Here is a 24,045-nt window from a genome sequence, read left to right on the forward strand (position 1 = left end):
TATATAAAGTAGAGCAAGTGTCTATTCCCGTATCGACGCTATGAAGCCTTTCCCCGTTCCTCAAAGCGATCCGCCCCTCCCTGCTTGGCAAACCCTGCCAACGATGTACGATCTCAAAAGTGAAGATCCAGAGGAACCAGGCTTGCCAGACGAATTTCATTACCTCCAACCCCAACTGTTGAGTCGTAGCTTACGCCTGAATAACTACACGACAGAGCAATTCTTTACAGGAACAGACCTCAATCTCTACTATGATGTGGCACATCCCCTGTGGCACAAACGCCCTGATTGGTTTTTAGTTGTGGGTGTGCCACGCTTATATGCAGAGCAAGATTTGCGAAGAAGCTACGTAGTCTGGCAGGAACAAAGAAACCCCTTTGTCGTGGTTGAACTCCTCTCGCCCGGTACTGAAAAAGAAGATCTTGGCATCTATGCTGAATCAGAACCCGATACGGCATTACCGCTTCAACCGCAAGCTAACCAAGAGTTATCTTCCCCAGAAAGTCAGAATGCATTAGTAACTAAAGATACACCACCTACTAAGTGGGAAGTGTATGAGCAACGTTTACGCGTGCCTTACTATATCGTCTTCAGTCGCTACACAAATCGCGTGCGATTCTTTAAATTAGTCGGTGGGCAGTATCAGGAACAGGCAGTAGATTTTGAAAATCCCCGCATTTGGATTCCAGAACTGGAAATTGGACTTGGCTTGTGGCAAGGAGAGTTTGCTGGGATTCCTCGCCTGTGGTTGCGCTGGTATGATGCTCAACTCAACTGGATACCAACTGACACAGAACAAGCCTTGGAGCAAGTGGAACAAGAACGAGTCCGGGCAGAACAAGAACGAGTCCGGGCAGAGCAAGCAGTAGAGCAATTGCGACAGGTAGCGCGGAATTTACTTCAGACAGGAATGTCAATTTCACAAGTAAGCCAACTGACTGGCTTAGCTGAAACTGAGGTGCAAAAGTTGCAAGAATTGTAAGTGGCGATGGAAGTTTTTCTACGCGCACTTCACACAAAGTCAATCTAATAATTATCTCTGGTTGTTTTGTATTAACAAGGACGAAAGTACGGGCATTCCCTTTTTGAATATGCTGTTTTGCAGTTTGCTTGAAGAATTGCTTCAATGCTTCATTGCCACAGTTAAAGCGATCGCGATCGTAATGCTCACAGAGCAGTTCAATGATTCTCGCTCAACAATTCCTTGCGTTTTCTCATTGCCGCCTTTAGCCTCGGATTTGTTATTTGGAAGTCCTTGAACTGAACATATGTACTATTTTCTTGTAAACAATCTATTGGAAACCTTGCTGCTATATCAGATATCTCCAACAAAGAATGTAGAGACTAGTCATGTTTAGTCTCTACAACGATTGTAGACAAAGCATAGTTAATTGCTGGAGATGCCTATTGAAAAACATAGACTTTTGAAGTAGAGACATGACAGAATAATTTGTAATTCGTAATTAGAATAACAACTACGAATTACCTTCGCGGAGCGCATACTACGAATTAGCAATGGGAGCAAAGCGACATGACTGCGTTTGCCCAAGTTAACAAACTCCCTGTATTAACTGAATTGGAAATTCAGCAATACTTATCAAGCGCAATTTTTAGGGGAATCGGAAAAAAAACGGCTTTGAGCCTTGTAGAACACTTTGGTAGTAATACCTTACAGGTTTTAGACAAAGAACCAGAGAAACTGTATGAAGTTCCAGGGCTAAATAATTATAGGATTCAAAATATTATTCAAGCATGGGCTGAAAGTAAATCCAATCCCAACTCGGGGGTTGTGGCTAAACTTTTGGGTGTAGGGGCGTCTCTTAACTTAACTTTAAAAATCTGCGACTATTACGGTTCTAAAACCGAGTCGGTGTTAAGAGAAAATCCCTATCGTTTAATTGATGACATTGATGGGGTAGGCTTCAAGACTGCTGACGAATTAGCATTATTGCTTGGAACACCAGAAACAAGTGAAAAGCGATATGAAAAAGGACTAATACAAGCCTTAAAAGATGCACTCCTTGAAGGTCACTGCTTTTTACCGGAGTTTCAAATTATTAAGAAAGCCATATTTTTGTTAAAGCGTCCCACTCACGAACCCAAACTTGAATCTCTAAAAACAGTTTTAAACGGGCTAATTGAGAATAAGGTATTGGTTCAAGGCAGTATACCAAACAGCATTTATTTGAAAGCTGCTTATCGAGCAGAAGTCTCGGTAGCATTCCAAATTAAAGCTCTCCTCAATCAAAAAAATAACTCAACCGAATACTTAGAACAATGGCTGACAGAGTATCAAAACGTTGATTATCGGGAGTTATCGCGTTTAAGCCAAGAACAAATCAATGCCTTGTATATGGCAGAACGCAGCCCGATTAGCATCCTTACAGGTGGTCCCGGTCGCGGGAAAACTCATGTTCTTAAAACTTTGGTAGCTTGGCTTACTTTTAAGAATGCTTCGTTTGCGCTTGTTGCTCCTACAGGGAAAGCCGCCAATCGGATGCAGGCTGCAACTGGTAAGGAAGCACGTACAATCCACAGACTGTTACAGTGGCGGGGTACCGAGCAGTCTTTTGTCTACAACGAGCACAATCTGTTGCATTTAGATTGGCTAATTGTTGATGAATTTTCAATGGTGGATTTATTCCTATTCAACTCTTTGTTAAAAGCATTACCTCTCACAACAAAAATTCTGCTTGTTGGTGATTCCGACCAATTGCCTAGTGTTGGTGCTGGGATGGTGTTAAGAGATTTGATCAATTCGGAATTAATCCCAACAACACGATTGGAAACTATATTCCGACAGAAACATGAAAGCGCAATTATCTATGCGGCTAGCGATGTTAATATCGGAAATCTTCCCGCACTCCACAAATTTACTCGCGTATCTCAATGGATGGATGTGGGGGATTGCGCGATGATGACAGCAGAATTAGCACAAGACACTGCGAATACCATTGTGGAATTAGTCAAAGCAATGGCAGCAGAAAAGGTAAATTTAAAGGAACAAGTCATGGTACTTGCTCCTCAAAAGGAAGGTGCAGCAGGTGTCCATAATCTCAATAAACTTTTGCAACCTATTTTTAACCCTCCAACATCAAATAAACCAGAAGTAGTAGTTGGTTCTGTAATTTATAGAGTAGGCGATAGGGTCATACAACTAAAAAATAGATACGACACATCACCAGCAGTCATGAATGGTGAAAGTGGAGAAGTGATTGGCGTAGATCCAGAAAAAAAGATTGTTAAAGTTTTGTTTGAGGAAGGTGCCATTGTTGATTATTTCCCCGGTCATTTTGAGCAAATAATGCACGCCTTCACGATGACTTGTCATAAGAGTCAGGGCAGCGAATTCCCATATGTGATTTTTCCATTACTTAAGTCAAACTATCTCATGCTGACCCGTCAGTTGCTGTATACAACAATGACTCGCGCTCAGGGTACTTTCATTGCAGTTGGGCAAGAAGAAGCCCTGAAAATTGCTGTCACTACGGATAAACCAGCGCGACGCCTCACGGGATTGATTGATTTCCTCATATCTCCCGAATCGTCGCTTAATCAAGCTTTTTCTGAAATGAAAAGCAGCAAAACTACTGCAACTCATTCCAATTTAATTACCATTGCCAGTAGATTGCGAGAAATGGGAATTGAAGCAACTCAAGGACAATTGACTTCTATTGGAACTCTTGTCCTAAAACTGTATGAAGATAGATATGGGCATCGACCTTGTAAACAACTAGAACAAGTGGGTAAATTTAAGTTTAAAACTTACCACTACGAATTACACGCACTTGACTTAATTAACTCTGCGATTGATTTAGTTTTGAATAAATAAATTTGGCTGTTATACCTATTGGAAAAAAGAATGCAATACATGAATAATATTAAGTCCGGTTAATTAGTTATTATTAAACAATAATCGCAAAAACCGGAAAACCCTCTCCCTATCTCCCCATCTCCCCCTCTCCCCATCTGCCTTTATGATAAGTCTTTACCCGGACATGAATAATACCCCTCTCCCAACTGTGTCCTTATACAGGCTTCTGGTGGGCAGTGCCCACCCTAAGTCTACTGCCTTGGGCAAGTGTTAGTTTTACCCCTCCCTAGCCCTCCCCTTATTAAGGGGAATTTTCCCTCCTTAATAAGGGGGGTATATCCACATCTTGCACCTTCTTAAGAAGGGGGCGGTGGGCTTTAGCCCTACCTAGGAAATAACAAGCTTTTTGGGCTTTGATTTTGGCTTGGGAGTTGATGATGCAAGATATGAGTATATTTCCTTAATAAGGGGGGATTAAAGGGGGTATTTAATAATGACTTTTTAGAACCCTTTCTTCAGCTACAGATTGTACGAACATTTCCTCCATACCTTGAGGAGGAGTGGCTGCAACAGGAATATTTTCTTTGAGAAATCGTTCCTGAATCATTTGAATCACTTTTTCATGAACTCCCCAATAGTCTTCGGTTTTTGTCCATCCACCAACCCCTACAGAAAAATAGTATTCTTCGACTGACCAGATAAATGTTTCCGGTTTGGGGTCTTGGAGAATTTTGGGATGGGATGTAATAATTTCCATCAGCAAGTTTTGTACGCGCTCTAAATCTTCTTGAAAGCCAATCCGCAACCAAATCTGCACGCGGCGAATTTTAGTATGAGTTAAATTTTCTACCATCTCGCCCCAAACTGTATTATTGGGCATAATAAACATCTGACCTTGGAAACCTTTAATTTTGGTACTGGCTAGAGAAATAGAATCTACATAACCCCAAACGCCACCAACTTTTATTTCATCACCAATATCAAAGGGTTTGTAAAACATAATCATCAAACCACTGGCAAAGTTACCCAAGTTACTTTGTAGGGCAAAAGCTAACACGAAACTCACACCCCCAATTAAGGCTAAAATTGGACCCAGGCTGACTTCCAGGGCTGTCAGCGCTAACATGAGACCGACAACAATACCACCACGCTTAACCAGCATGACTGTAAAGTGACGCAATAGTTCAGATGCACCACCCATCCTTTTTAAAATGCGGTTAAGAATAATTCCCAGAATTTGAGAAACAATGATAGAGGCAATGACAATACCTACGAATTTGCCTACGTTTGTAGCCCACCGCAAGCCACCTTCTCCCGACTGAATCCAACTCAGGAGTCGAACTCCTAAACCCTCAGAATCTTTCAAGTCAACTGCAACTATACTGATGGCTTCAATGTACTGTTGATACGATTTAGAATCTCCTCCTTTAGCTTCTAGTTCTGCTAGAACAACTTTGAATCGGTCAACGATCGCTGTTCGATCTGACTGAAGTTCTGTAACGTTGACTACGATTTGGTTCTTTAATTTTGCTTCAACATCAGCATTTTTGTCCAACTGCTCTGCTGCTTTTTCTATTTTATCTCCCTTGTCTTTGAGATTTTCTTTATTGTTAATAGTATCAATTGGTCCAGCAACTTTTGTGCTACCATCACCTTCTACTTTGGTGTTGTCTATTACACTTGCAGCTTTATTTAACTCTTGGGAAGATTTTTCCGTGGTCTCTGAGGTTTTTATCCCTTCTATTTCCTCTCGCACTTGTTTGAGGGATTTCTCGGCTGCATCTAGCTTTTGAGTTGCTTCTTTAAATTCTGGTGAATCGGGTACAGTTCCTTTTTGTTTGGTTTGGGCTTCTTCAAAAGCTTTGATTGCTATTTCTAATTTCTCAATCTTTTTCGTAGCTTCATTATAATCTGACGAACCAGCAGTTAATTCTTCTCGCTGTTTTTTCACCTTCTCTAAGGCTTGTTTTGCTTTGGACAATTCTTCTGTTCCTTTAGCATCTTCTACAGCCTTTTTTAAGGTTTCATCCTTTTGGATTTCCTGTTTGGCTTCTTTAGCCTCCTGAATGGATTCTTGTCCTCTTTTCAGGTTTGCTTTGGCTTCTTCTACTTTTCTTATAGCCTCTTCATATTCGGGAGAACCGGGAGTTGCAGTCTTAAGTTGCTCTTCTGCACTTTTGAGGGCTTCCTGTGACTTCTCTAAGGAATCAGAGGCTTCTTTCTGTTTGTTAATGCTTTGATTTTGCCTTTTGATTGCTATTTCTGCGTCACTAATTTTTTGAACTTTATCTTTTAATAAGAGCAGCCAACCTGCTGATTCATTTTGTAGTTCTTCTACAGTCAGAGGTTTAACTAATAATTGCAACTCGTCAACGGCAATTGTGGGATTTTTAGTTGTAACCGCAAGTTTGGGATTTCCACTGGGAGCAGATTGAACTTTTTCTGTTTTCTGTTCTTCTGGACTCTGTTCTTCGGTTTTTCCTGGTGTACTCCAGAATGCAAATACACAAACTACACTTGTTAAAATAATAGCACGAATTCGATAGTCAATCAATGCCTTTTCCTTCTTTTTACAAAGATTTTACAAAAAATTAGAGAATATAATTAATAAGTGCATTTAAGCAGAAATGTTGCATATGAAAAAATGCTTAAATCAAAGTACCCCAGAAGATGGGAACTCGATCTTACGAACAAAAAACAGATAAGTAAGTGGGCAGAAATAAAATCAGGTATGTTAAGGACTGTAAAAATGCTATAGCCCTTACAAATGACAAGTGACAAATGACAAAGGACGACCTTAACCCGTTAACTTTATTTGTACCAACCTACTTATTTGTTCATGATTCTATATTTGTTCCTCAAAATTGTCAAAACAAGATTTATATTTATTATGATTAACGTGAAAATCTGCGGGGCTGGGGACGCCCGTTCCACTTTCCGGCAGAATTTATTTGTTGGAATTAAGTTATCCAAAAAAAGATAATGAGTAGGAGAGAACGGATTGCAGCGACTACCAATCCATGCGATCGGATCGCACCGATTACCAATCCATGCGATCGCAGATAGGAAAGAGAGAAGGTTCACCTTCGAGCTATCTTGAATCAACCTCATCCGCAGATGTCTTCGGTGGGATATTAATGCTCTCTTGGCTGGCGATTGCGGGAAGTTGAATCGTAAAAGTTGCCCCCTTACCCTCACCGTCACTATCAGCCCGGACTGTCCCACCATGAAGCTCGACCAAGTGACGGACGATCGCCAGCCCCAGCCCCAAGCCTCCAAATTTCCTTGTGGTTGAGCCATCAGCTTGGCGAAAGCGTTCAAAGACATGTGGCAAGAATTCTGCGTCGATCCCCACACCAGTGTCGCGCACTCTGAGCTGGACAAATGAGTTAGTCCCAGAGAGATCCACCTCAATCCGCCCACCTTGAGGAGTAAATTTAACCGCATTCGAGAGGAGATTCCATACGACCTGCAGGAGGCGATTCGGGTCTCCTAAGACAGGTTCTAGTTCGGCAAGTTGTAGCTGCAAATCGATATCTTTGACTTCCGCTGCGTGGCGCACCGAATCGAGGGCACTGAAGACCACGGTAGCTAAATCTAGCACCTGTGGTTCGAGGCGGAGCTTGCCGATGACGATCTGCGATGTGTCGAGGAGATCGTCTACCAATTGTGCCTGAGCTTTTGCATTTCGCTCAATGGTAGCGATCGCACGCTGTGTCTGTTCTTGGTTGAGCTTCCCGGCTTGCAGCAAGTGCGCCCAGCCGGAGATGGCATTGAGAGGGGTTCTGAGTTCGTGGGAGACAGTAATTAAGAACTCGTCTTTGAGGCGGTTAGCTGCCTCTGCCTCAGCCCGTGCTGCTTCAGCCTGCCTTAAGTTTTCGTCCCGCTCGCGCTCGCGCTGCAACAAAAGGTCAGCCGAAAATTCTAAGGCTTTGGCTAATAGGGCGACTTCCTGAATCGGTGAGGGACTGATGCGCGGATATTCACCTTTGGCGAGTGCTTCTGCGGCAGATGCAGCCTCAGTGATGCCTTGAGAAATCCACCGAGAAAGGACAAGTGCCCCGACACCACTTACCAGGAGCAACGCCATGCCAGATCCAATAACAAACCACATCGCACGGCGAGACGGACCTTCAATAACATCAATGGGAACGACAACGGCGGTTGTCCAGTCAGAGAAATTGATTCTTCTGAAGGCAACGTACACTGGGTTTCCCTCCAAGGTGGTCTCGCGGTAGACTCCCTCGGTTGTTGCCGCGATTCGCTTCAGAAAAGACGGGGTACCGGGTTTTCCCACAAAGCGCTCGGGATTGCGAGTTCGGGCTACAACAACGCCGTGACCGTCAACGACAGTACGCGTCCACTCCCCATCAACAGTTGTCTGGGTTTTGACGAGGTGAATTAGTGCTTCTGAGGTGATGAGGGCGGTAAGCACATACCGTAGCTTGTCGTCGCGCATGACTGGAACGCGGATGGGGAAAGCCCATATTCGCTTGAGACGTGAAAGGGCGAGGTAACCCACTGTTGGCTGACGTGTTTCGACAACACGCCACACACTTTTAGGCTCATTCGCCAAGGATAATGCGGTGCCGAAGGGACGAGAGGTGTTGAAGACCTGCCGTCCATCCGGGGTTAGGAGGATCGCACCTAACCAAGTCGGCTGCGTCTGCACTGTGCGCTGCGCCTCATGATAAAAATCTTTTAATTTACTTTGGTTGAGTCGGTCAGAAGCTGCCAGTGCTTGGAGTGTCCTGGTTGTGCTTGATATCTCCCGCTCGACATCTTGAGCGAGATTGCGTGCTGCTAGAAGCAAGCGGCGCTCTGATGCCGCACGCTCGTTGAGCGAGAGTTTGTGTACAACAGTAACAGCAAAAAGGACAACTGGGAGTAAGACCCCTGCCACGAGTAACACTAGGTGCCACTTAAGAGTCAGCGTGCGCCCGCCGAAAGGCTTCAAGTCGTGATTTATACTTCTTTTCTGCCAACCGACTCCCAAGTGTGGGGGAAATTCGGTTTTATTTAATCTTGTCACGCTCTTTTGCTGAAAGCATACTATGTCATGTATCTGCTTTCATCATTGGATTATAACCCGGATTTCTTAGCTGTGAGAAAAATGCATTATCATGAACGACTGTAGATGGATATTATCAGTAGTTTTACTGAAAACTTTATTATTCTAGTTACCAGTTGGGTGAAAACCATGAAGATATTCCAATCAATCTCATGGACTTTAACCAAAACTCATTTTGGAGTGTAACCAACTATAAGATTTGAGCGCTAGCCTTGGTTCCTTGATTAGAACCAGTCAATTGCTGGTTGGGGGTAGTCTTTCGCTCTAACGGTTTTTCCTCAGATCTGCTTGGAACAGACACATCACCATCATAGGTGTAAACGAATAAATCTGCTGGAGTGATAATGAGGTTTTCTCCTCTGCCACGATAAGCCTTCGTTAAGCCATTACACAAGCTGTTAAGTACTCTGCCGCTAATCTGCTCGATCTCATCCACGTTTTTTAACTTTGAAATAGAAGTGGGATGAACGCCTGAAAGCTCTGCAAGTTCTTTGTTGCTGATTTTTTTCTCTGCCATTAGCATCCTAAGCCGCCAACGAATCATTTGTTAAGAGTTTTCCCTTTTGTTGTTTACTCTCATAGTTTCCTCTAAATCTTAGTTTTATAGCCAGCCTACTCCGTGAATGACATAGTATCAAAACTTAATTTATAGTTTGTATCAATATTAAGTAGCAAGGACGCTATATACTAGAGTGTGAAAAAGGCGATCGCCCAGATTCGGTTCAGAATTTTTGCGATAACTTCGCTCCTGTCCGCAGGGCAGATTGCCTTCCATAAAAACTAGAATCACCTACTATGATGCCACAGATACAAGCCGTTGCACCAAACGAACAAGTTATTGCTCAACAAGAACTAAACCAATACACCCAAGACCAAGCCAACGCCGTAGCGGCGGAAACCAAGGCTGGCTCTTTTGATGACTTAGCCCAATCCACTTCATACATCCTGAGTCATGCCCTGTGGCTTGCCCAACAGAAGGAGCATTTATCCAAGTCTGAATATAGAAAGCTACTCAAATACTACGGTTGGCAGAATGAGGATCGCAAGTACTTAAAAGTCGCTGCAGCTTTCAAGGAATGTTCCCACGCCGATTTAGCTCAAATCGAGCCTGCAACTCTGTTTCGGTTGGCGAACAGTCCCAAGAAGTACCAAGGCGTTATCGATGGATTGCTTTCTTCAGCAGTAATTACCCAACAAACAGTTCGAGAACTGATTGCCAAACATCGACAGCCCAAAAAACCAAAACAGGAAGTCCCCAATATTTGGCGGCGGACAAAAAATGGCGGGAGGTATTGCCAAATTCCACCGATTCACGAGACTGATGAAGAAACCGGGACGATTTTACAAAAGATGGTGGAAGAGGAGGGACTGACCCCACAGCGTATTGTTGCGGAAGCCATAGCACTGCGGCAAGCCTATAAAGAAGGACGATTGGTGTTGGTGGAAAGCCCTGAGTTATCTTGTGAAGAAGTTTCATCCGATGTTTGGGTTGATGATGTCTACACAGAAACAAATACCGGGGTGTTAGAGGAAAACATAGAAAGTAGTTGGACCGATCCAGAACCCCAAAGGGATGATGTTACGGACGATGATGCTGTTGTGGAAATAGTTAAATCGGAATGCTCTACCCAGTCTCCCCTTGAGTTGTTGATTGAGACGTTTCAAAATGCCACCACTTGGGAGCAAATTCGAGAAGCTTTGCTCGTTCATGAAGACTACAAGCAACAGGCATGGGAGGCATTAACCCCAGTTGAGAAAAAACGGTTGAGGGAATTGACGCCAATTGAAGTCAGGAAACTATCTGAGGCGAAGAAGGCAGGTTTGATTGTTGATTTTCAAGAATTGAGAGAGGGCGTTTACAAGGTGCGACAAATAGGAAATGTCTTGGAGGAAGTGGTGAGTGCATCCAGGTTGGATGCTTTTTTGGCTCAGTTGCATTTGAAATGGGAGTTTTGACACCTGAAACCTCGCTTTCCTACTTAATAATTGCCTCCCAGTAAAATCTTGATAGCTTGCTCCTTTTGAGGGTCTGCACCTTGAGCGTATTCTAATGGGAATGGGACGCTGATATCTGGTGTGACGCCTTTGCCTTCCAATCTTTGATTTTCATCAACAAATACGTTGGCAACTGCTAGGTATAGAAAATTACCATCTTCCATCAGAAAAAGACGACCGGCAACCACTGCACCTGTTGTTTTAGAACCAACTACGGGGCCAATTTTGTGTTGCTGAAAACCATATGCCAAGATTTCCTTACTACTTCTGCTTCCCTCATTAATAATCATGACAGTGGGCTTCTTCCACTGGGAAACAAACGTGTATTTCCTGCCATCACGAGAAATATTAGTAATACTTGGTCCTGCTTTTGCAGTAAACAAGTTGAGATAGTTAATATCTCCTCCACCCCAACCATCTCTCATATCCAAGATAAGACCGTCTGCTTCTCTTAAGGAACCGTAGATTAGGTTTTCCCGTAACTCATCCCGCTCGGAATCGGCTGCATTTGACCAAATATGAACGTAACCAATTTTTTTACCGTTTCGTTCAATGACCTGAGTACTGGCTTGCTGCGCTTCCATAAACATGGTGCTTGCATCTAGCATCTTAGGTATCACGGTGATTTTTTGACGGCTGTTCGTTTCAGGTGTTCGCTGAATTAACAGTGTTACTTTTTTGCCTGCTTTCCCTGCAAAAGACTCTATTGGTTGGTAAGGGCGATCTTCCACACCGAGCAATTGGTCACCTACTTTTAACCGGGCTTTAGCAGCGGGACTTCCATCAAGAATAGTATTGATAAAGGTTTTGCCGTTAATATCTTTGGTAGTTACACCAATACCACTATATTCAATCTTACCTTTTGGAAAAAACTTTCTTAATTGCTTTTGAAATTCAGGGTTCCTTGCTTGAAAAATCCCTAACAGCTGATAGTATGCTGGCTCATTACTTGTGTAGAAGCGAGTGTGAGATGTTTTCAGTTCGGCAAGCATCTGATTGATAACCACAGCAACTTCTTGAGTTGACTTGGTTTGCGCGGCTTGCGGCTCATACTTTTTCCGCATTGCTTTCCAGTCTACGCCATTAAAGTTGGGGTCGTAAAAGTTGTCGTTGACGGTTTGCCAAACTTTTTCAAAAACTTTTACTTCTGGCTGGGCGAGTATTTTGGACAATGGCGAACCTAACCAGAGGAGAAGTAAGACTGCAACACTCATGAGTATTGCTACAGCCAGCCTCTTAAATTGAGTCAGTGCAACTCTTTTCATGGAGTTTGTCCTTTCATGAATGGACGGGTAGATGGGTTGCGGCTTGTACTCAGACAATACCCATAGATGATTAGTTCCGCTGTGACCGTATATTTATGTGTAACTAGGCTGCTAACATCATTCTTTTCCTGAAACAAGAGAATTTTTAGCAGAAATACTGAAGCCAAAATTCAGTAAAATCCGCTAGCGTGAGAAGGTGGCAACTGTGTTTAAGAAGACTTAATGCTAGAACTTTTAAAAACCCTTTTTGCTTACAAAGAGTTTATTCCCCACGGTCACTGCTTCCTTTGGAAGCCAGAATTAGTCAGTCTGCATATTGTATCTAACTGTTTAATTGCACTAGCTTATTATTCAATCCCCATCACCCTATTTCATTTTGTCCGCAAACGTCAGGATTTGCCATTCAATGGCATATTTTTATTGTTTGGAGGGTTTATTATCGCTTGTGGCACCAACCATATCATGGATATTTTGACACTTTGGTATCCCACCTATTGGCTCAGTGGCTTTACCAAAGCTATCACTGCATTAATTTCACTGTACACAGCTTTTGAACTGGTACCGTTAGTTCCCAAGGCACTTGCTCTACCAAGTTCTGCACAGTTAGAGGCCGCTAACGAAGAACTGAAGCGTGAAATTAGCGAGCGCATGCGTATGGAGGAGGCATTAAAAGAAAGTCAAGCGAAATACAAAACCCTGTTTGAAATACTCCCAATTGGGATTTCTATTACAGATGAAGTGGGGAATTTAGTTGAAGCCAATCCAGCTTTCGAGAAAATTTTAGAAATTTCAACCACCGAATATACTACACTTCGTTATTCTGCTCCAGAAAAGGTGATTATTCGTCCTGATGGCACCCCGATGTCACCAGAAGAATTTGCTAGCGTCAGAGCTTTAGCAGAAAACCGAGTCGTTGAAAATATTGAAACAGGGTACCTCAAAGCAAATGGTGAGATTACTTGGATTAGCGTTACGGCTGCACCAATTCCCTTACCAGGATATGGGGTCGCGATCGCCTACATTGATATTACCTGTCGTAAACTTGCTACGGCATTACGGGAAAGTGAGGAGCGCTTCCGCCGTGCATTCGATGATGCAGCGATAGCCCAAGAAGCCTTACAACAGGCACTCTTGGCAGCCCAAGCCGCATCCATTGCCAAAAGCCAATTCTTATCTCACATGAGTCATGAACTGAGAACACCACTGAACGCCATTCTTGGTTTTAGCCAACTGTTAGCTCGTAGCAATTCTCTTTCTCCTGACGAACAAGAACAGCTAAAAATTATTAATCGTAGTGGAGAACATTTACTGGGGTTAATTAATGACATTTTGTCAATGTCCAAAATTGAAGCAGGTCAGGTCACTCTTCATAAATACCGCTTCGATTTGTATCAATTGCTTTGTGAATTAGAACAAATGCTGCAGTTGAAAGCCACCGCTAAAAACTTACAGCTTATCTTTGAAAGGGCAGCAGATATTCCCCAGTACGTGGAAACTGACGAAGGTAAATTACGTCAAGTCCTCATCAACCTCCTGGGAAACGCTATCAAATTTACGAAATCTGGCAGTGTTACGCTTCGCGTGTCATTAGTTCAACACAAAAAACCAATGCTCAATGACACCCAACAAATGACAATCCAGTTTGCAGTAGAAGATACAGGACCTGGAATTTCACCAGATGAGATGGATACCTTGTTCGACCCCTTTGTACAAACGGAAACAAGCGATCGCTCCATGCAAGGCACCGGTTTGGGTTTACCCATTAGCCGACATTTCGTGCAATTGATGGGAGGAGATATCGCAGTCAACAGTACACGGGGTAAGGGCACAATATTTACATTTGACGTTCTTCTCAATCAAGCTACTGCTGCCGATCGCAAAAAAGCATCTACTACAAGCCAAGTCATTGGATTACAGCCCAACCAACCTACCTACCGCATCTTGGTTGTTGAAGATGTAGAAGACAACCGCTTGCTATTAGTTAAGCTGCTTGAACCTTTAGGATTTCAAGTGCGCCAAGCAGTTAACGGTACCGAAGCAGTTGCCTTGTGGTCAAGTTGGGAACCTCATCTTATATGGATGGATATGCAGATGCCGCTCATTGACGGTTATGAGGCAACCAGACAGATTAAAGCCACTCCTAAAGGTAAAGACACCGTAATTATTGCTCTAACTGCCAGTGCTTTTGAGGAAGAACGCTCAAAAATCTTCTCAGCTGGCTGTGATGATTTCATATCCAAGCCCTTCCAACAATCGGTGTTGTTTGATAAAATTTCCGAACACCTGGGGGTTCGCTATATCTATGAAGATAAAAACCAACTTCCTTTACAATCGGCGACGTTGCCCAGAAAATTGACAGCCGAGGATCTCAACGTTATGCCTCCTGATTGGCAGGCAAAGCTTTACCAAGCGGCACTTTGCTTGGATGACGAGCTGGTTTTACACCTGATTGAAGAAATTCCTGAGAATGAGGCTTTTTTAGCTCATGCTCTCACAGATTTGGTTCAGAATTTTCGTCTAGACCTGCTTTTAACTTTCACTTAAAAATCCATACAAGTACAAGGCAACGGGGACTGTATGGCATCGGGATTCATCTCACACCTCCCTTGCGGGTAGATGTGGGTATTCTCGCGGATTAAGCTAATTTGCGCCAAGGTTTAAAGCCGTTATCCAAACCTAAAAATGCGGGTGCAAGTTCGGGATAGTGGCGCTGCAGCACAGTCAAAAAGGTATTATTTTCTACCCAATCTAAACCCAGCTGCGTGTAAACTTCTGCCCGATAATCTTTTGTGAAGAAGCGATCGCTTTTGAGTCTTCGCGAAGCCATTAGGATAAATACCCGGAAAGCAGTATCGCTAAAACCAAAACCTTCTGGTAACTCTTCAGCAAATAAACCCACCATTAAATCTACACTGTCGATATCATTGTGATACACTTCCCGCAGTTGCTGTGCAATTTGTCTGTCAGAAGTGATTTCTTCAAAAGTTTTAACGCGATCGCGACCAACAATTTCACGGAAACGATTGTATCTTGGTACACCTCGTTCTCTATCCCGCAGAATATCAACAGATGCTAAATCAAATATTTGATCCTCTTTCACTAATTTCCGCAAAAAGTTAGGGTAATTATGCAGAGTCACAGCTCCTGGATGGGCGATACCAAAGGAGTAGAATAAATCTGACATCGGAATTTCTTCCATCAAGGGGCGCGTTTGTTTGTCAAAACCTGCTGTGAAATCCTTCTGTGTTAAAAATCTGCCGTTTTTGTGAGAATAGAAATTAAAGTCATCCGGAATTAGGGGGTGCATCCGGTACACGGAGACAAATTCCTCTGTAAGATAGTAAGGTGCGTTATGGTGGTCGGTTGCTGACCCAATAATTCCGCTGAGTAATTCATCATCGCCGATACGCCCAAAGATTTGTTTGATATCTTTACCAAGCAGACCCCACCAGTTGCCATTCATTGCTATTTGTAAAGCTGGATGGGGTAGGATAGCTGTTGTCCATTCAACTGTATGAATTTTCGCCATCAAAGCGGCGTTAATTAAACGAGCTTTATCAAAGAGTTGGTTGTCATCCCAGCTTGGATATACTTGTTTGAGGCGATCGCAAATTGCGTTATGTTCTTTAGTAAAGAGGGTGTGCAACATACTCAAACCCACCCACCAAGTACCGGCAAAACCTACATCATCGATCTGTTTTTCCGGGTCAAGTGGTAAAAACCCATCTTCATCTATCCGCATTTTCCCATCTACATGGGAACGAAGTCTGTTAATAGTTGTAACATCACTACCATAAATCTGCGAACCATCCCACCAATGGGTCACTCTATTAACAAACGTTGCAGGATTGTTGTTCCCATCGGGGCGGCTGGTATCTTCTAAGGTTTTCCGAATCTCTAATTTCCCGTATTCTTTTTTCCAAGGATCGTCCTCAGCTAGTGGTATTTGGAGTTTATCATTAGGTTTATCGCCATGAACAAACCAATCATGGGTTTGAAACTGAATCCATGACGCAGCGTGAAGATTTAAAATTGTAGCCGGAATAAATTCATCTCTCTTTAACAACACCTGACTCACAACCCGAGGACTGGGGTGCATCAGATTTTTTTCATCAACTGTGGCATCTTTTAACGGTACATTACGTCCAAATCGAGTCCCCGCCATTCCCATCTCTGGGTGGTCGAGGTCATTGTAACTTCCATCCGCAGTACGAGCTACTAAATACCAACTATCTTCACGCGGAGCCGGTTTTGGCAACTCTTCTTTATTTGGTATTTGTGAAGTATCGTGCAAATTCTTTTGACGCAATTCATTGCGGAATTTGAGTAACTCTAACAAAGCAAGGGGAGTTGGCAGCCGATGCCAGGGGATTCCAAACATGGCAAGATTCCTAAAATATAAGTATGATGAATGGGATAGAGAATGGGCTTAATTTTGACTGAGAGCAATAATTAACAAGCAAGAGCAGCTAAGAGAAATTTAGCATTTTTTTTTTAAGCAGACGGTACCCTTTAAGGTACTATTAATAGTTTCATGGTAATTTTTCAACTGGAGAACAGATAACAAGTTATTAGGCGATCGTGCTTTCTTTGATCGTTACCATCCAATCCATAATAGATGTCTTGCTATTTGACTTATGCACTTGATAGTAAAAGATTGGTAGCCAGGGGTTTCCACCCTTCAATTCTGGTGTTGAAACCCTGGTCGCCAAACCACTCTTTTTTACTCCTGAGGGGCAACGGTAGCCCGTACCGAAGAACCCTCCTGCTTTAATTCCTGCTGTAAATCTTGCATAAAACTTAAGAAAAAATCTTTAAAAACACAGGCTCGCTCTGAACTCCCAGTGCCAAAAGTAAAGGATAGATCCTGGGTTTTTGCAGCAGCTTTGCCAATCATAAACAACACCACAGTTTTTCCTGGAACTATGGGAGAAGATAGCAAACCATCAAAAGTAGATGATTTGACTGCAATTCTGGGTACTTGTGGTGTGGGAGCGTGTTCTGAAAAGATTTCCTCAATTGGGCGATCCAGGTTATCTTTTAATATTCTTAATGCTCCTGCTGTTGCCTGTACTACCTCACCTATATTATGTCCTACATCTAAAATATGGACATCTTTTCCAAGGTTTTTTTCACAGTAGTTCATAATTTTTTGCTGTGATTTCTTCCCCCGAAGATACTTCCAAGGAAGAAGAGCTTCGCTAAATTTTTGTACTGTATATTTAGCAGTGTCCGTCATTTCTTCTGGAATATCTTTCTCAAAAAATCTCCTATTCACAACCTGTACCATTTCATGTGCCAAAACTTCATCCGAGGCATTTGTTCTTAAAAGCTCGGCAATTCTTTTAACATCGTCTTGGCTGTAACGAGTTGCCACCTTTGCTTCTAAATACTCCCTTCGTGGCTGATAGGTTGGATTAGAAGTTGATTCAAACGGGCAAAACCATAAATCCCGTTGCGAGTCATGAAACTTCGTCGAAGGAAAATAAAACTTTACCCACCACGGTAGAGATGCAGTATCGTAGACGTGTAATCTGTCAATATCCCCTGATGTCTCCATTTGGCGGATTGTCTCGGGGTGTGAGACAATAATAACGTCTAGCAAGAATGGGATTCTAATCCGCAATGGCTTAGAATTAGTTGTATTAAACATTGTTGAGCCTGCAGTATACTACTAAATTTCGCTAATACTCCCCTAAGCAAAGGCTCTTGCTTGTTGTCACCGCTCAAAGTCTTGTTAATCTGATTACTGTTCTAACACAAATATGCTAGCTCTGTAGAAATTTTTAACAAACCATAGCAATCCTCTTTGATTTCTAATTTTTTACCAACGATTTGGCATTGTAGTAGGGTGGGCACTGCCCACCAGAAACGGGTTTGATAAACAATACCCATGTAGGATTTTGAGATTAAGTAGTCGGTAAAATCTAGTGGTCTATCCCAAAAGTTTTGATAGGTTCGTAGTTGCGCTGTCTTCGCTATTACAACTCAGCATGACCCAGCAAAATTAATGGGACAGACCACTAGTTTCACGATTTACAGTAAGCGCGTTGTGCTAATGTAACATCTAATACAAAGGGATTCTCATTCCCTTGAAAGTCAGCGATCGCATGACTGCGTGCAATTTCAGCAGCATCAGGAGGGTCTTGCTGGTTCCATTTACACAAAGTTGCACGCTGTTTCTGAAAGTAATTTGGGTCTACTGCGTCAGCCCGGTCGCGGTAGATAGTATAGAAGTAAAACATTGCCCTGGCAATATCTCCTTTAACCTGCTCTCTAGGTTCAAATCTAGAAAATGTTGCTTCGCTGAATTCGTCAATGTTACTAGTAGGAATCGTTTTTAAACAAACATCATTGCGATACCATTTCTCAGTATCCGTGTCGGCTATATCATTAAAGGGTTTATTGCCGCGAGCGCTATTAATATTTTTTCGAGCGGGAAATAAATGATGAAGGTCACTTCGGGCATTACCTCTGTCAGCTCCTTTGCTTTGCGGCCAAACGTGTTCGGTATTTTGTCCTAGGGTGTCAGCTTCTTGACTTGGATCGCCACTGCCTGTTAAACGAATTGGGAAACCAGCATAAATGTCTGTAACTATACCTGCTTGGTTGTCAATAACACCGAACATTTGGTCTCTTGCGGGATCGTAGCTCAATTTTTGGCTGGGCTGATACTCCTGGGCGAGTTCCTCAATTAAAGCTGACTCCGATAACTCAGATAATAAAACTCCTGACTCACTTGGGCGGGTTGCTTGGCTAACGGCACCAATTGTAGAAGAATTTTGGTTAGCAGGTAGTGTAAATGCGGCGATGACTGGATCGTGGTCGCTTACCGATTTCGGAAAATCAACATTGACATGCACAATATCAATCTCGGGCTGAGCCACACGGGAAAGATTTTTACTCACCAACAAGTAGTCAATAAGCTGGCGATTTTCTCTAAAATTGTAGGTATAGCGATCGCTAGCAGGTAAACGCTCTGTAAGATTCTCAAGAATCTCACCCTTCAAAGTTTTGAGAGGTGGAGAGTCTGGCAAATCGTTCAAATCACCCAGTACAATTGCGTTGGCATCAGGGTCAACCTGCAACAATTGCCCGACAAATTGATTCACAATTTGGGATTGCTTCTCCCGTTTGGCATCGTCAGGGGGACCACCCAGCTTGGAAACAAAGTGGTTGCCAATGACGAATAGCTTGCGATCGTTAAAGAGAAATTCTGCTGCAAGGGGCTTGCGGCTTTCATCGAAAGCATCATTAGTAGGGTCAATACGCCCTGGATTCAGAGTCAGATCGACACCATTTGAACCCAGACGAACAGCCACAGCATCTAATGAACCACCTCTTCTGGGTAGCCTAGCTAGGGTGACTCGACTGGGTCGAAACAGAAAACCGGTACGGATATTACCTCCTGGTTGTCCGCCATCTTGGTCATCGCGGGGCGGAATGTCAGTAAAGTCGTATGCTGGACCGCTGATATTTTCGATAGCGGCAATCAGTTTTTGGTACGTCCGGTTAGCACTAACAACGCTATCATTCTTTGTACCGTTATTATCTTGAATCTCAATTAAACCGATGATATCAGGCGCTTTCAAATTATTGACAATGACTTTGGCAATATCAGCAAAGCGGTTATCACTTGGATCTAAATTTTCAACATTGAAAGTGGCAACGGTCAGTACATCCTGTGAGTTTTCTAGAGATGTTGTTTCGCGTTCTTGAACTGTAGGTACAGAGATTGGCACTTGAGCTAACGGACTCGCTTGCAATGGACTTATCCCAACAAAGAACATGAGACAAATGCCCAGCAATAGCAATTTGATGAATTTCATTCTCTTTTCCAAGGAGGTGCTTTCTGGAAATACACTTGCATACTAGCAAGGAAAAACCGTGTATAAATAGCTGCAACTAAAATTCACTTATGCACCTTTACGAGGTGAGAGTACATATAAATGGGCGCACCCACATCAAAAACACCCGTTCTGGGTTTCTCATGAAATACCCCACCGTGTAGACGGGTGGGGAATTCCGTGGACTTTGTTAAAGTTTTGATATAGGCAAATTTTGTAAGCTGGGTGTCCGTCTTCACGATGAGTATTGACCGGGGCTTGATATTACCCACGAAGCTCTCTTCATCAGACCCATGTAATTCCTACATTATATGTAGTTTTTTAGCAAGAAGGGAATAATGCTCTTTTACCAACAACTATTTGAGCAAGCGATAAAGGACGATACACTGACTGCGATGTGTACTTAGTACGCACCCGTCTTTTGCAAAACAACCCTAACAGTTTGCAACAAAATTTTGAAGTCCAGCCATATTGACCAATTTTCAATGTATTCCATATCTAATTTGACTGCATCTTCAAAATTATCAATATTTGAGCGTCCAGAAACCTGCCACAAACCAGTGATACCGGGTAAAACTTCTTGACGGATAAAGTGCTTGGTTTTAAACTTCTCTACATCGCGGATAGGTAAAGGACGAGGACCAACAAGGCTCATTTCCCCAACTAAAACATTAAACAGTTGTGGCAATTCGTCTAAACTGTAAAGGCGCAAAAATTTGCCAACTTTTGTAATGCGTGGGTCGTCTTTTATTTTAAAAAAGACACCATCTTTGATTTCATTTTTCACTTCTAAAGAAGCTTGAATTTTCTCTGCATCTGCAACCATTGTACGGAATTTCCAAATTTTAAATTCTTGACCGTGTAAACCAACGCGTTTTTGCCTGAAAAATACTGAGCCTGGAGAATCTAACTTAATCATGATAGCAATCAAGAGATACACGGGCAAAAGCAGCAAAATTAGAGTTATGGATACACAAAGGTCAACAGCCCGCTTGAGCCAAAAATCGACACCGACAACAATTGGTGCAGTAATTGTTGGATAAGGAACATCTCCAACCATGCCAAATGTAAATTTAGGAAGAGAAAGTTCACCCATTGTTGGCAGTATGCGGAGAGTAATACCAGCATTATAGAAATGCCAGCAAAGGAACAGACGATTTTGAATAGCACTCCAAGAAACAAATACTTCCTCTACATTTTGACTTCGGAGATATTCAAAAGTTGTTTCTCTGTTGGCTAAATCCAGACATTTAGAGTCAGCAAAACCTTGAATTGTATACCAATAATCTTGTTCTATCATTTTCATGCCGTGTTCTTTTTCTTCAGCATTAGCAATGATAAAAATGGGATGCCGCATTACACCCTTCTGACGTAAAAAAACGGTAAAGATATGAAATAAAAAACGAAAGATGCAAATGAAAACAACAGAGAAGAACCAGTATGCCAGGAAAGCAAAATGAGAAATAGAGGCACCTAACTCATGGGTATAGACAATAAACAACAAAAGCAAATATGACAGAGAAATTGCTTTGACAATACCTGAATAGTTACGACGATAAATACCTGCTTTGTAAAGACCCGTCGTGTCAAATATAACAACTGGCAAGCTAAGCTTTAGCAGTTGAAATAAGAAACTTTGTGTCCAAGGAGACTCAAAGGGGGTGTCATAAAAGGCTGTTATATTCCATGCAAAGCACATACACATAGCATCAAAAATCATCAGTACAACTGCACGCAGTAGTCTGATAAATAATCCTCTCTGTATTCTTGTGCCTTTAGGGGAACGTAAGTCTGGTTTTAAACTATCTATGAACAAATTCATGGAAGTCATGATTGTGAATTCTCCTAATTCTCAATATGCATGAAAGAGATAAGCAAGCCAGTAAAATCAAAACAATGTAGCCAATGTGAAATAAGTTATTTCTACGTTGTTTGCAAATTTTCTATTTTGTGACATTGATTGATTTTTTAACACCGACTTACTCAATCTCAATTGAATTAATTAGAAAATGACTGCATTTTATTTCACTTGACTTGGAAGACTCCAAATTTCTTGTAAAAATAATCCGGCTAGAAACCAAGGCTCTAGTAAATAACGCCTCCAAAGTCTTTTCGGTTCGCTGAACAAACGATAAGACCATTCCAAACCACATTTTCCCATCCAACGAGGTGGAGTAGGAACCACTCCCGCTACGTAGTCCATACAGGCTCCACTCGTCAAGATAGTGTTGGTTTGAATTTGCTCTAGATTGTCTAGAATCCAATACTCCTGGCGTGGCATACCCATTCCCACCATTAAGATATGAGGTTTATAAGCGTTGATTTTAGCCAGAGTAGCGAGATTGTTTTTACTGTCTTGATGCGTGTCGATATAACCGTGGGCGCAAGCAATCTGTAACCCAGGAAATTGCTGGCGCAAAATACTTGCTCCTTGTTCAGCGACTCCTGGCTTTGAACCTAAATAGAATATTCGCCAGCCTTTACTAGCGGCTTGGGCCATCAAAGGCCATACCCAGTCAGCATAGGTCACTCTTTGTTCTCGCTTGATTGGAAAACCTAATAACTTGCCAATCAACACTAAAGGCATCCCATCAATATGGGTATAGTCTGCCTTAGCATAAAAGGCTCGCATTTTTGGCTCGTTATGATAGAGATAAAGGCTGTGTAAGTTGTGATTGGCAATAATCCATTTTTGGTTCTGCTGAATAGATTCGGCAATCAAGGAATTTAACTCAGGAATGGAAAGTGGATTTACTTGAACGCCAAGGTATTTGTAAAGTGAAGTTTGGAGCATGACTGTTTTCAGTGTTAAATTGTATGAGTAGAGAAATGATTGCGCTAAATGTGCGATCGCTGTTTTTTCAATATTTCTTCAGCACCTGCGATCAAAGTCTGCACCCTAGCTGTCCAACTGTGATGATTGACTATTTCAAGGCGAGCACACTTTCCCATTGAAGGTAGTATTTCTCTCTTTTGATAGGCTTCTACCAAGGCACGTTTTAAATCATCTTTGTCGCCTGGTTGAAATAAGAAACCTTTTGTGTCATCGCACAGACGTTTAGCATCTTCAAAAGCTGATGCTATGACTGGTTTAGCCATCGCCATGTATTCATAAAGTTTCATAGGCGACAGATACATCTTTCCCATCTGTAGTTGAACTTGCCCTGAATAACCAACATCAAAGCCCGCGATGTACTGTGGAACATCCTGCCACGGAACTCGACCTAGAAAGGCGACATGAGGCAAAATCCCGAGTTCTTCTGCCTGTTTTTCCCAGGTAGATTGCATTGCACCATCACCTACGACTACCAGCGATATATCCAAACCTTCAGTTCGTAAATCTGATATCGCTTCTAGTAGCAAATCTAATCCTGCCCAGGCATATAAACTGCCAACAAAACCTATTGTAAACCCTGAAAATATTCTCTTCTGTATATGTAATTCTGGATTAATAAAATCAATATCAACACCATTTGGCACTAAGACAATTTTTTCACTATTAATACCAAAATCACGTACTAATATTTCTTTGAGAGTTTCACTAACACAGGCTAAAACATCACATTTTTGATATGCTCGAATCTCCATCCATCGAGCTAAACCATCCAGAATCAATGCTTTTCGTTCTGCCTTAGCCTCATAAAAAAGTAAAGCTTCAGCTTGCAGAATCCAAGGGATTCCTTGACGTTGAAATATCCAACCCAGACATTGCAGCGTTGCAGCGTATTCATAAACCCAATCTACTTGATTCTTAAGTTCCTTCCAGCTTTTCCAAGAGTTGATAACACCCAGTCCAATACGCATAAAATCTACTGCTAAGGTGTGGAAGAAACCCTTGCTAATGACTTCACCCGAACCCTTTGCTGACCATTTTTTTGAGACTCTATCCCCCACAATAAATGTTTCGATTTTCCAATCTAGTGTTTTAAATCCCTTGCAGATTCCTAAAATTCGGGAACGGGGACCAGACATCTCTGCCTCAGGATGTGTTGAAATTCGAGGCGCTGCTGCTAAAAAACCAAGCCGCTGTTGCATTTTTTTATTCCTTAATCG

15 protein-coding genes are annotated in these 24,045 nt (G+C 42.4%); 5 read left to right on the forward strand and 10 right to left on the reverse strand.

Features of this window, described 5'->3' with window-relative positions; translation table 11 throughout:
• Positions 1-40: 40 nt before the first annotated feature.
• From ACYRY3_RS41930 to recD2, 3 genes are all read left to right on the forward strand, one after another.
• A complete protein-coding gene (locus ACYRY3_RS41930; RefSeq protein ID WP_460207755.1) occupies positions 41-982 on the forward strand; it encodes a Uma2 family endonuclease in 942 nt (313 codons plus the stop codon).
• A 109-nt stretch (positions 983-1,091) separates the two neighbouring features.
• A complete protein-coding gene (locus ACYRY3_RS41935; protein ID WP_460207756.1) occupies positions 1,092-1,259 on the forward strand; it encodes a hypothetical protein in 168 nt (55 codons plus the stop codon).
• A gap of 272 nt (positions 1,260-1,531) precedes the next feature.
• Positions 1,532-3,832, forward strand: coding sequence for an SF1B family DNA helicase RecD2 (gene recD2 / locus ACYRY3_RS41940; protein ID WP_460207757.1), 2,301 nt, complete (start codon positions 1,532-1,534; stop codon positions 3,830-3,832).
• Positions 3,833-4,301: 469 nt separating this feature from the next.
• On the opposite strand, the gene ACYRY3_RS41945 is transcribed toward recD2, so the two are convergent.
• The 3 genes from ACYRY3_RS41945 to ACYRY3_RS41955 all read right to left on the reverse strand — a co-directional run bounded on the left by ACYRY3_RS41945 (position 4,302) and on the right by ACYRY3_RS41955 (position 9,429).
• Complete coding sequence (locus tag ACYRY3_RS41945; protein WP_460207758.1) at positions 4,302-6,368, reverse strand: mechanosensitive ion channel family protein; 2,067 nt, start codon at positions 6,366-6,368, stop codon at positions 4,302-4,304.
• Positions 6,369-6,905: 537 nt separating this feature from the next.
• Positions 6,906-8,846, reverse strand: a complete 1,941-nt coding sequence (locus tag ACYRY3_RS41950; protein WP_460207759.1) for a sensor histidine kinase — start codon at positions 8,844-8,846, stop codon at positions 6,906-6,908.
• Positions 8,847-9,075: 229 nt separating this feature from the next.
• Complete coding sequence (locus ACYRY3_RS41955; RefSeq protein WP_460207760.1) at positions 9,076-9,429, reverse strand: helix-turn-helix domain-containing protein; 354 nt, start codon at positions 9,427-9,429, stop codon at positions 9,076-9,078.
• Between the two features lie 251 nt (positions 9,430-9,680).
• On the opposite strand from ACYRY3_RS41955, the gene ACYRY3_RS41960 reads away from it, so the two are divergent.
• Positions 9,681-10,841, forward strand: coding sequence for a hypothetical protein (locus ACYRY3_RS41960; protein ID WP_460207761.1), 1,161 nt, complete (start codon positions 9,681-9,683; stop codon positions 10,839-10,841).
• A 23-nt stretch (positions 10,842-10,864) separates the two neighbouring features.
• Here the strand turns inward: ACYRY3_RS41960 and ACYRY3_RS41965 are convergent, their stop codons facing one another.
• Positions 10,865-12,145, reverse strand: coding sequence for a S41 family peptidase (locus tag ACYRY3_RS41965; RefSeq protein WP_460207762.1), 1,281 nt, complete (start codon positions 12,143-12,145; stop codon positions 10,865-10,867).
• 222 nt (positions 12,146-12,367) lie between these two features.
• Here ACYRY3_RS41965 and ACYRY3_RS41970 point away from each other — a divergent pair, with 222 nt between their 5' ends.
• Positions 12,368-14,689, forward strand: coding sequence for a hybrid sensor histidine kinase/response regulator (locus ACYRY3_RS41970; protein ID WP_460207763.1), 2,322 nt, complete (start codon positions 12,368-12,370; stop codon positions 14,687-14,689).
• 91 nt (positions 14,690-14,780) lie between these two features.
• Here the strand turns inward: ACYRY3_RS41970 and ACYRY3_RS41975 are convergent, their stop codons facing one another.
• From ACYRY3_RS41975 to ACYRY3_RS42000, 6 genes are all read right to left on the reverse strand, one after another.
• Positions 14,781-16,526, reverse strand: coding sequence for a peroxidase family protein (locus tag ACYRY3_RS41975; RefSeq protein WP_460207764.1), 1,746 nt, complete (start codon positions 16,524-16,526; stop codon positions 14,781-14,783).
• 342 nt (positions 16,527-16,868) lie between these two features.
• Entirely contained in the window at positions 16,869-17,798 is a 930-nt protein-coding gene (locus ACYRY3_RS41980; protein ID WP_460207765.1) for a hypothetical protein, read from the reverse strand.
• Positions 17,799-18,174: 376 nt separating this feature from the next.
• On the reverse strand, positions 18,175-19,974 hold the full coding sequence (locus tag ACYRY3_RS41985) for an endonuclease (RefSeq protein WP_460207766.1): 1,800 nt from the start codon (positions 19,972-19,974) through the stop codon (positions 18,175-18,177).
• A 421-nt stretch (positions 19,975-20,395) separates the two neighbouring features.
• Complete coding sequence (locus ACYRY3_RS41990; protein WP_460207767.1) at positions 20,396-21,823, reverse strand: sugar transferase; 1,428 nt, start codon at positions 21,821-21,823, stop codon at positions 20,396-20,398.
• Between the two features lie 189 nt (positions 21,824-22,012).
• Positions 22,013-22,786 carry a WecB/TagA/CpsF family glycosyltransferase gene (locus ACYRY3_RS41995; protein ID WP_460207768.1) on the reverse strand — a complete coding sequence of 258 codons (774 nt, stop codon included), beginning with the start codon at positions 22,784-22,786 and terminating at the stop codon, positions 22,013-22,015.
• Positions 22,787-22,830: 44 nt separating this feature from the next.
• Positions 22,831-24,027: a glycosyltransferase gene (locus tag ACYRY3_RS42000; RefSeq protein WP_460207769.1), complete on the reverse strand. Its 1,197-nt coding sequence runs from the start codon at positions 24,025-24,027 to the stop codon at positions 22,831-22,833.
• Positions 24,028-24,045: the final 18 nt, after the last annotated feature.

The sequence above is a fragment of the Scytonema sp. NUACC21 genome, from assembly GCF_054684315.1.

Coding starts and splice junctions, on each gene's coding strand:
- ACYRY3_RS41930 (WP_460207755.1), top strand. CDS start 41: ATGAAGCCTTTCCCCGTTCCTCAAAGCGATCCGCCCCTCCCTGCTTGG.
- ACYRY3_RS41935 (WP_460207756.1), top strand. CDS start 1,092: ATGCTGTTTTGCAGTTTGCTTGAAGAATTGCTTCAATGCTTCATTGCC.
- recD2 (WP_460207757.1), top strand. CDS start 1,532: ATGACTGCGTTTGCCCAAGTTAACAAACTCCCTGTATTAACTGAATTG.
- ACYRY3_RS41955 (WP_460207760.1), bottom strand. CDS start 9,429: ATGATTCGTTGGCGGCTTAGGATGCTAATGGCAGAGAAAAAAATCAGC.
- ACYRY3_RS41960 (WP_460207761.1), top strand. CDS start 9,681: ATGATGCCACAGATACAAGCCGTTGCACCAAACGAACAAGTTATTGCT.
- ACYRY3_RS41965 (WP_460207762.1), bottom strand. CDS start 12,145: ATGAAAAGAGTTGCACTGACTCAATTTAAGAGGCTGGCTGTAGCAATA.
- ACYRY3_RS41970 (WP_460207763.1), top strand. CDS start 12,368: ATGCTAGAACTTTTAAAAACCCTTTTTGCTTACAAAGAGTTTATTCCC.
- ACYRY3_RS41975 (WP_460207764.1), bottom strand. CDS start 16,526: ATGTTTGGAATCCCCTGGCATCGGCTGCCAACTCCCCTTGCTTTGTTA.
- ACYRY3_RS41980 (WP_460207765.1), bottom strand. CDS start 17,798: ATGTTTAATACAACTAATTCTAAGCCATTGCGGATTAGAATCCCATTC.
- ACYRY3_RS41985 (WP_460207766.1), bottom strand. CDS start 19,974: ATGAAATTCATCAAATTGCTATTGCTGGGCATTTGTCTCATGTTCTTT.
- ACYRY3_RS41990 (WP_460207767.1), bottom strand. CDS start 21,823: ATGACTTCCATGAATTTGTTCATAGATAGTTTAAAACCAGACTTACGT.
- ACYRY3_RS41995 (WP_460207768.1), bottom strand. CDS start 22,786: ATGCTCCAAACTTCACTTTACAAATACCTTGGCGTTCAAGTAAATCCA.
- ACYRY3_RS42000 (WP_460207769.1), bottom strand. CDS start 24,027: ATGCAACAGCGGCTTGGTTTTTTAGCAGCAGCGCCTCGAATTTCAACA.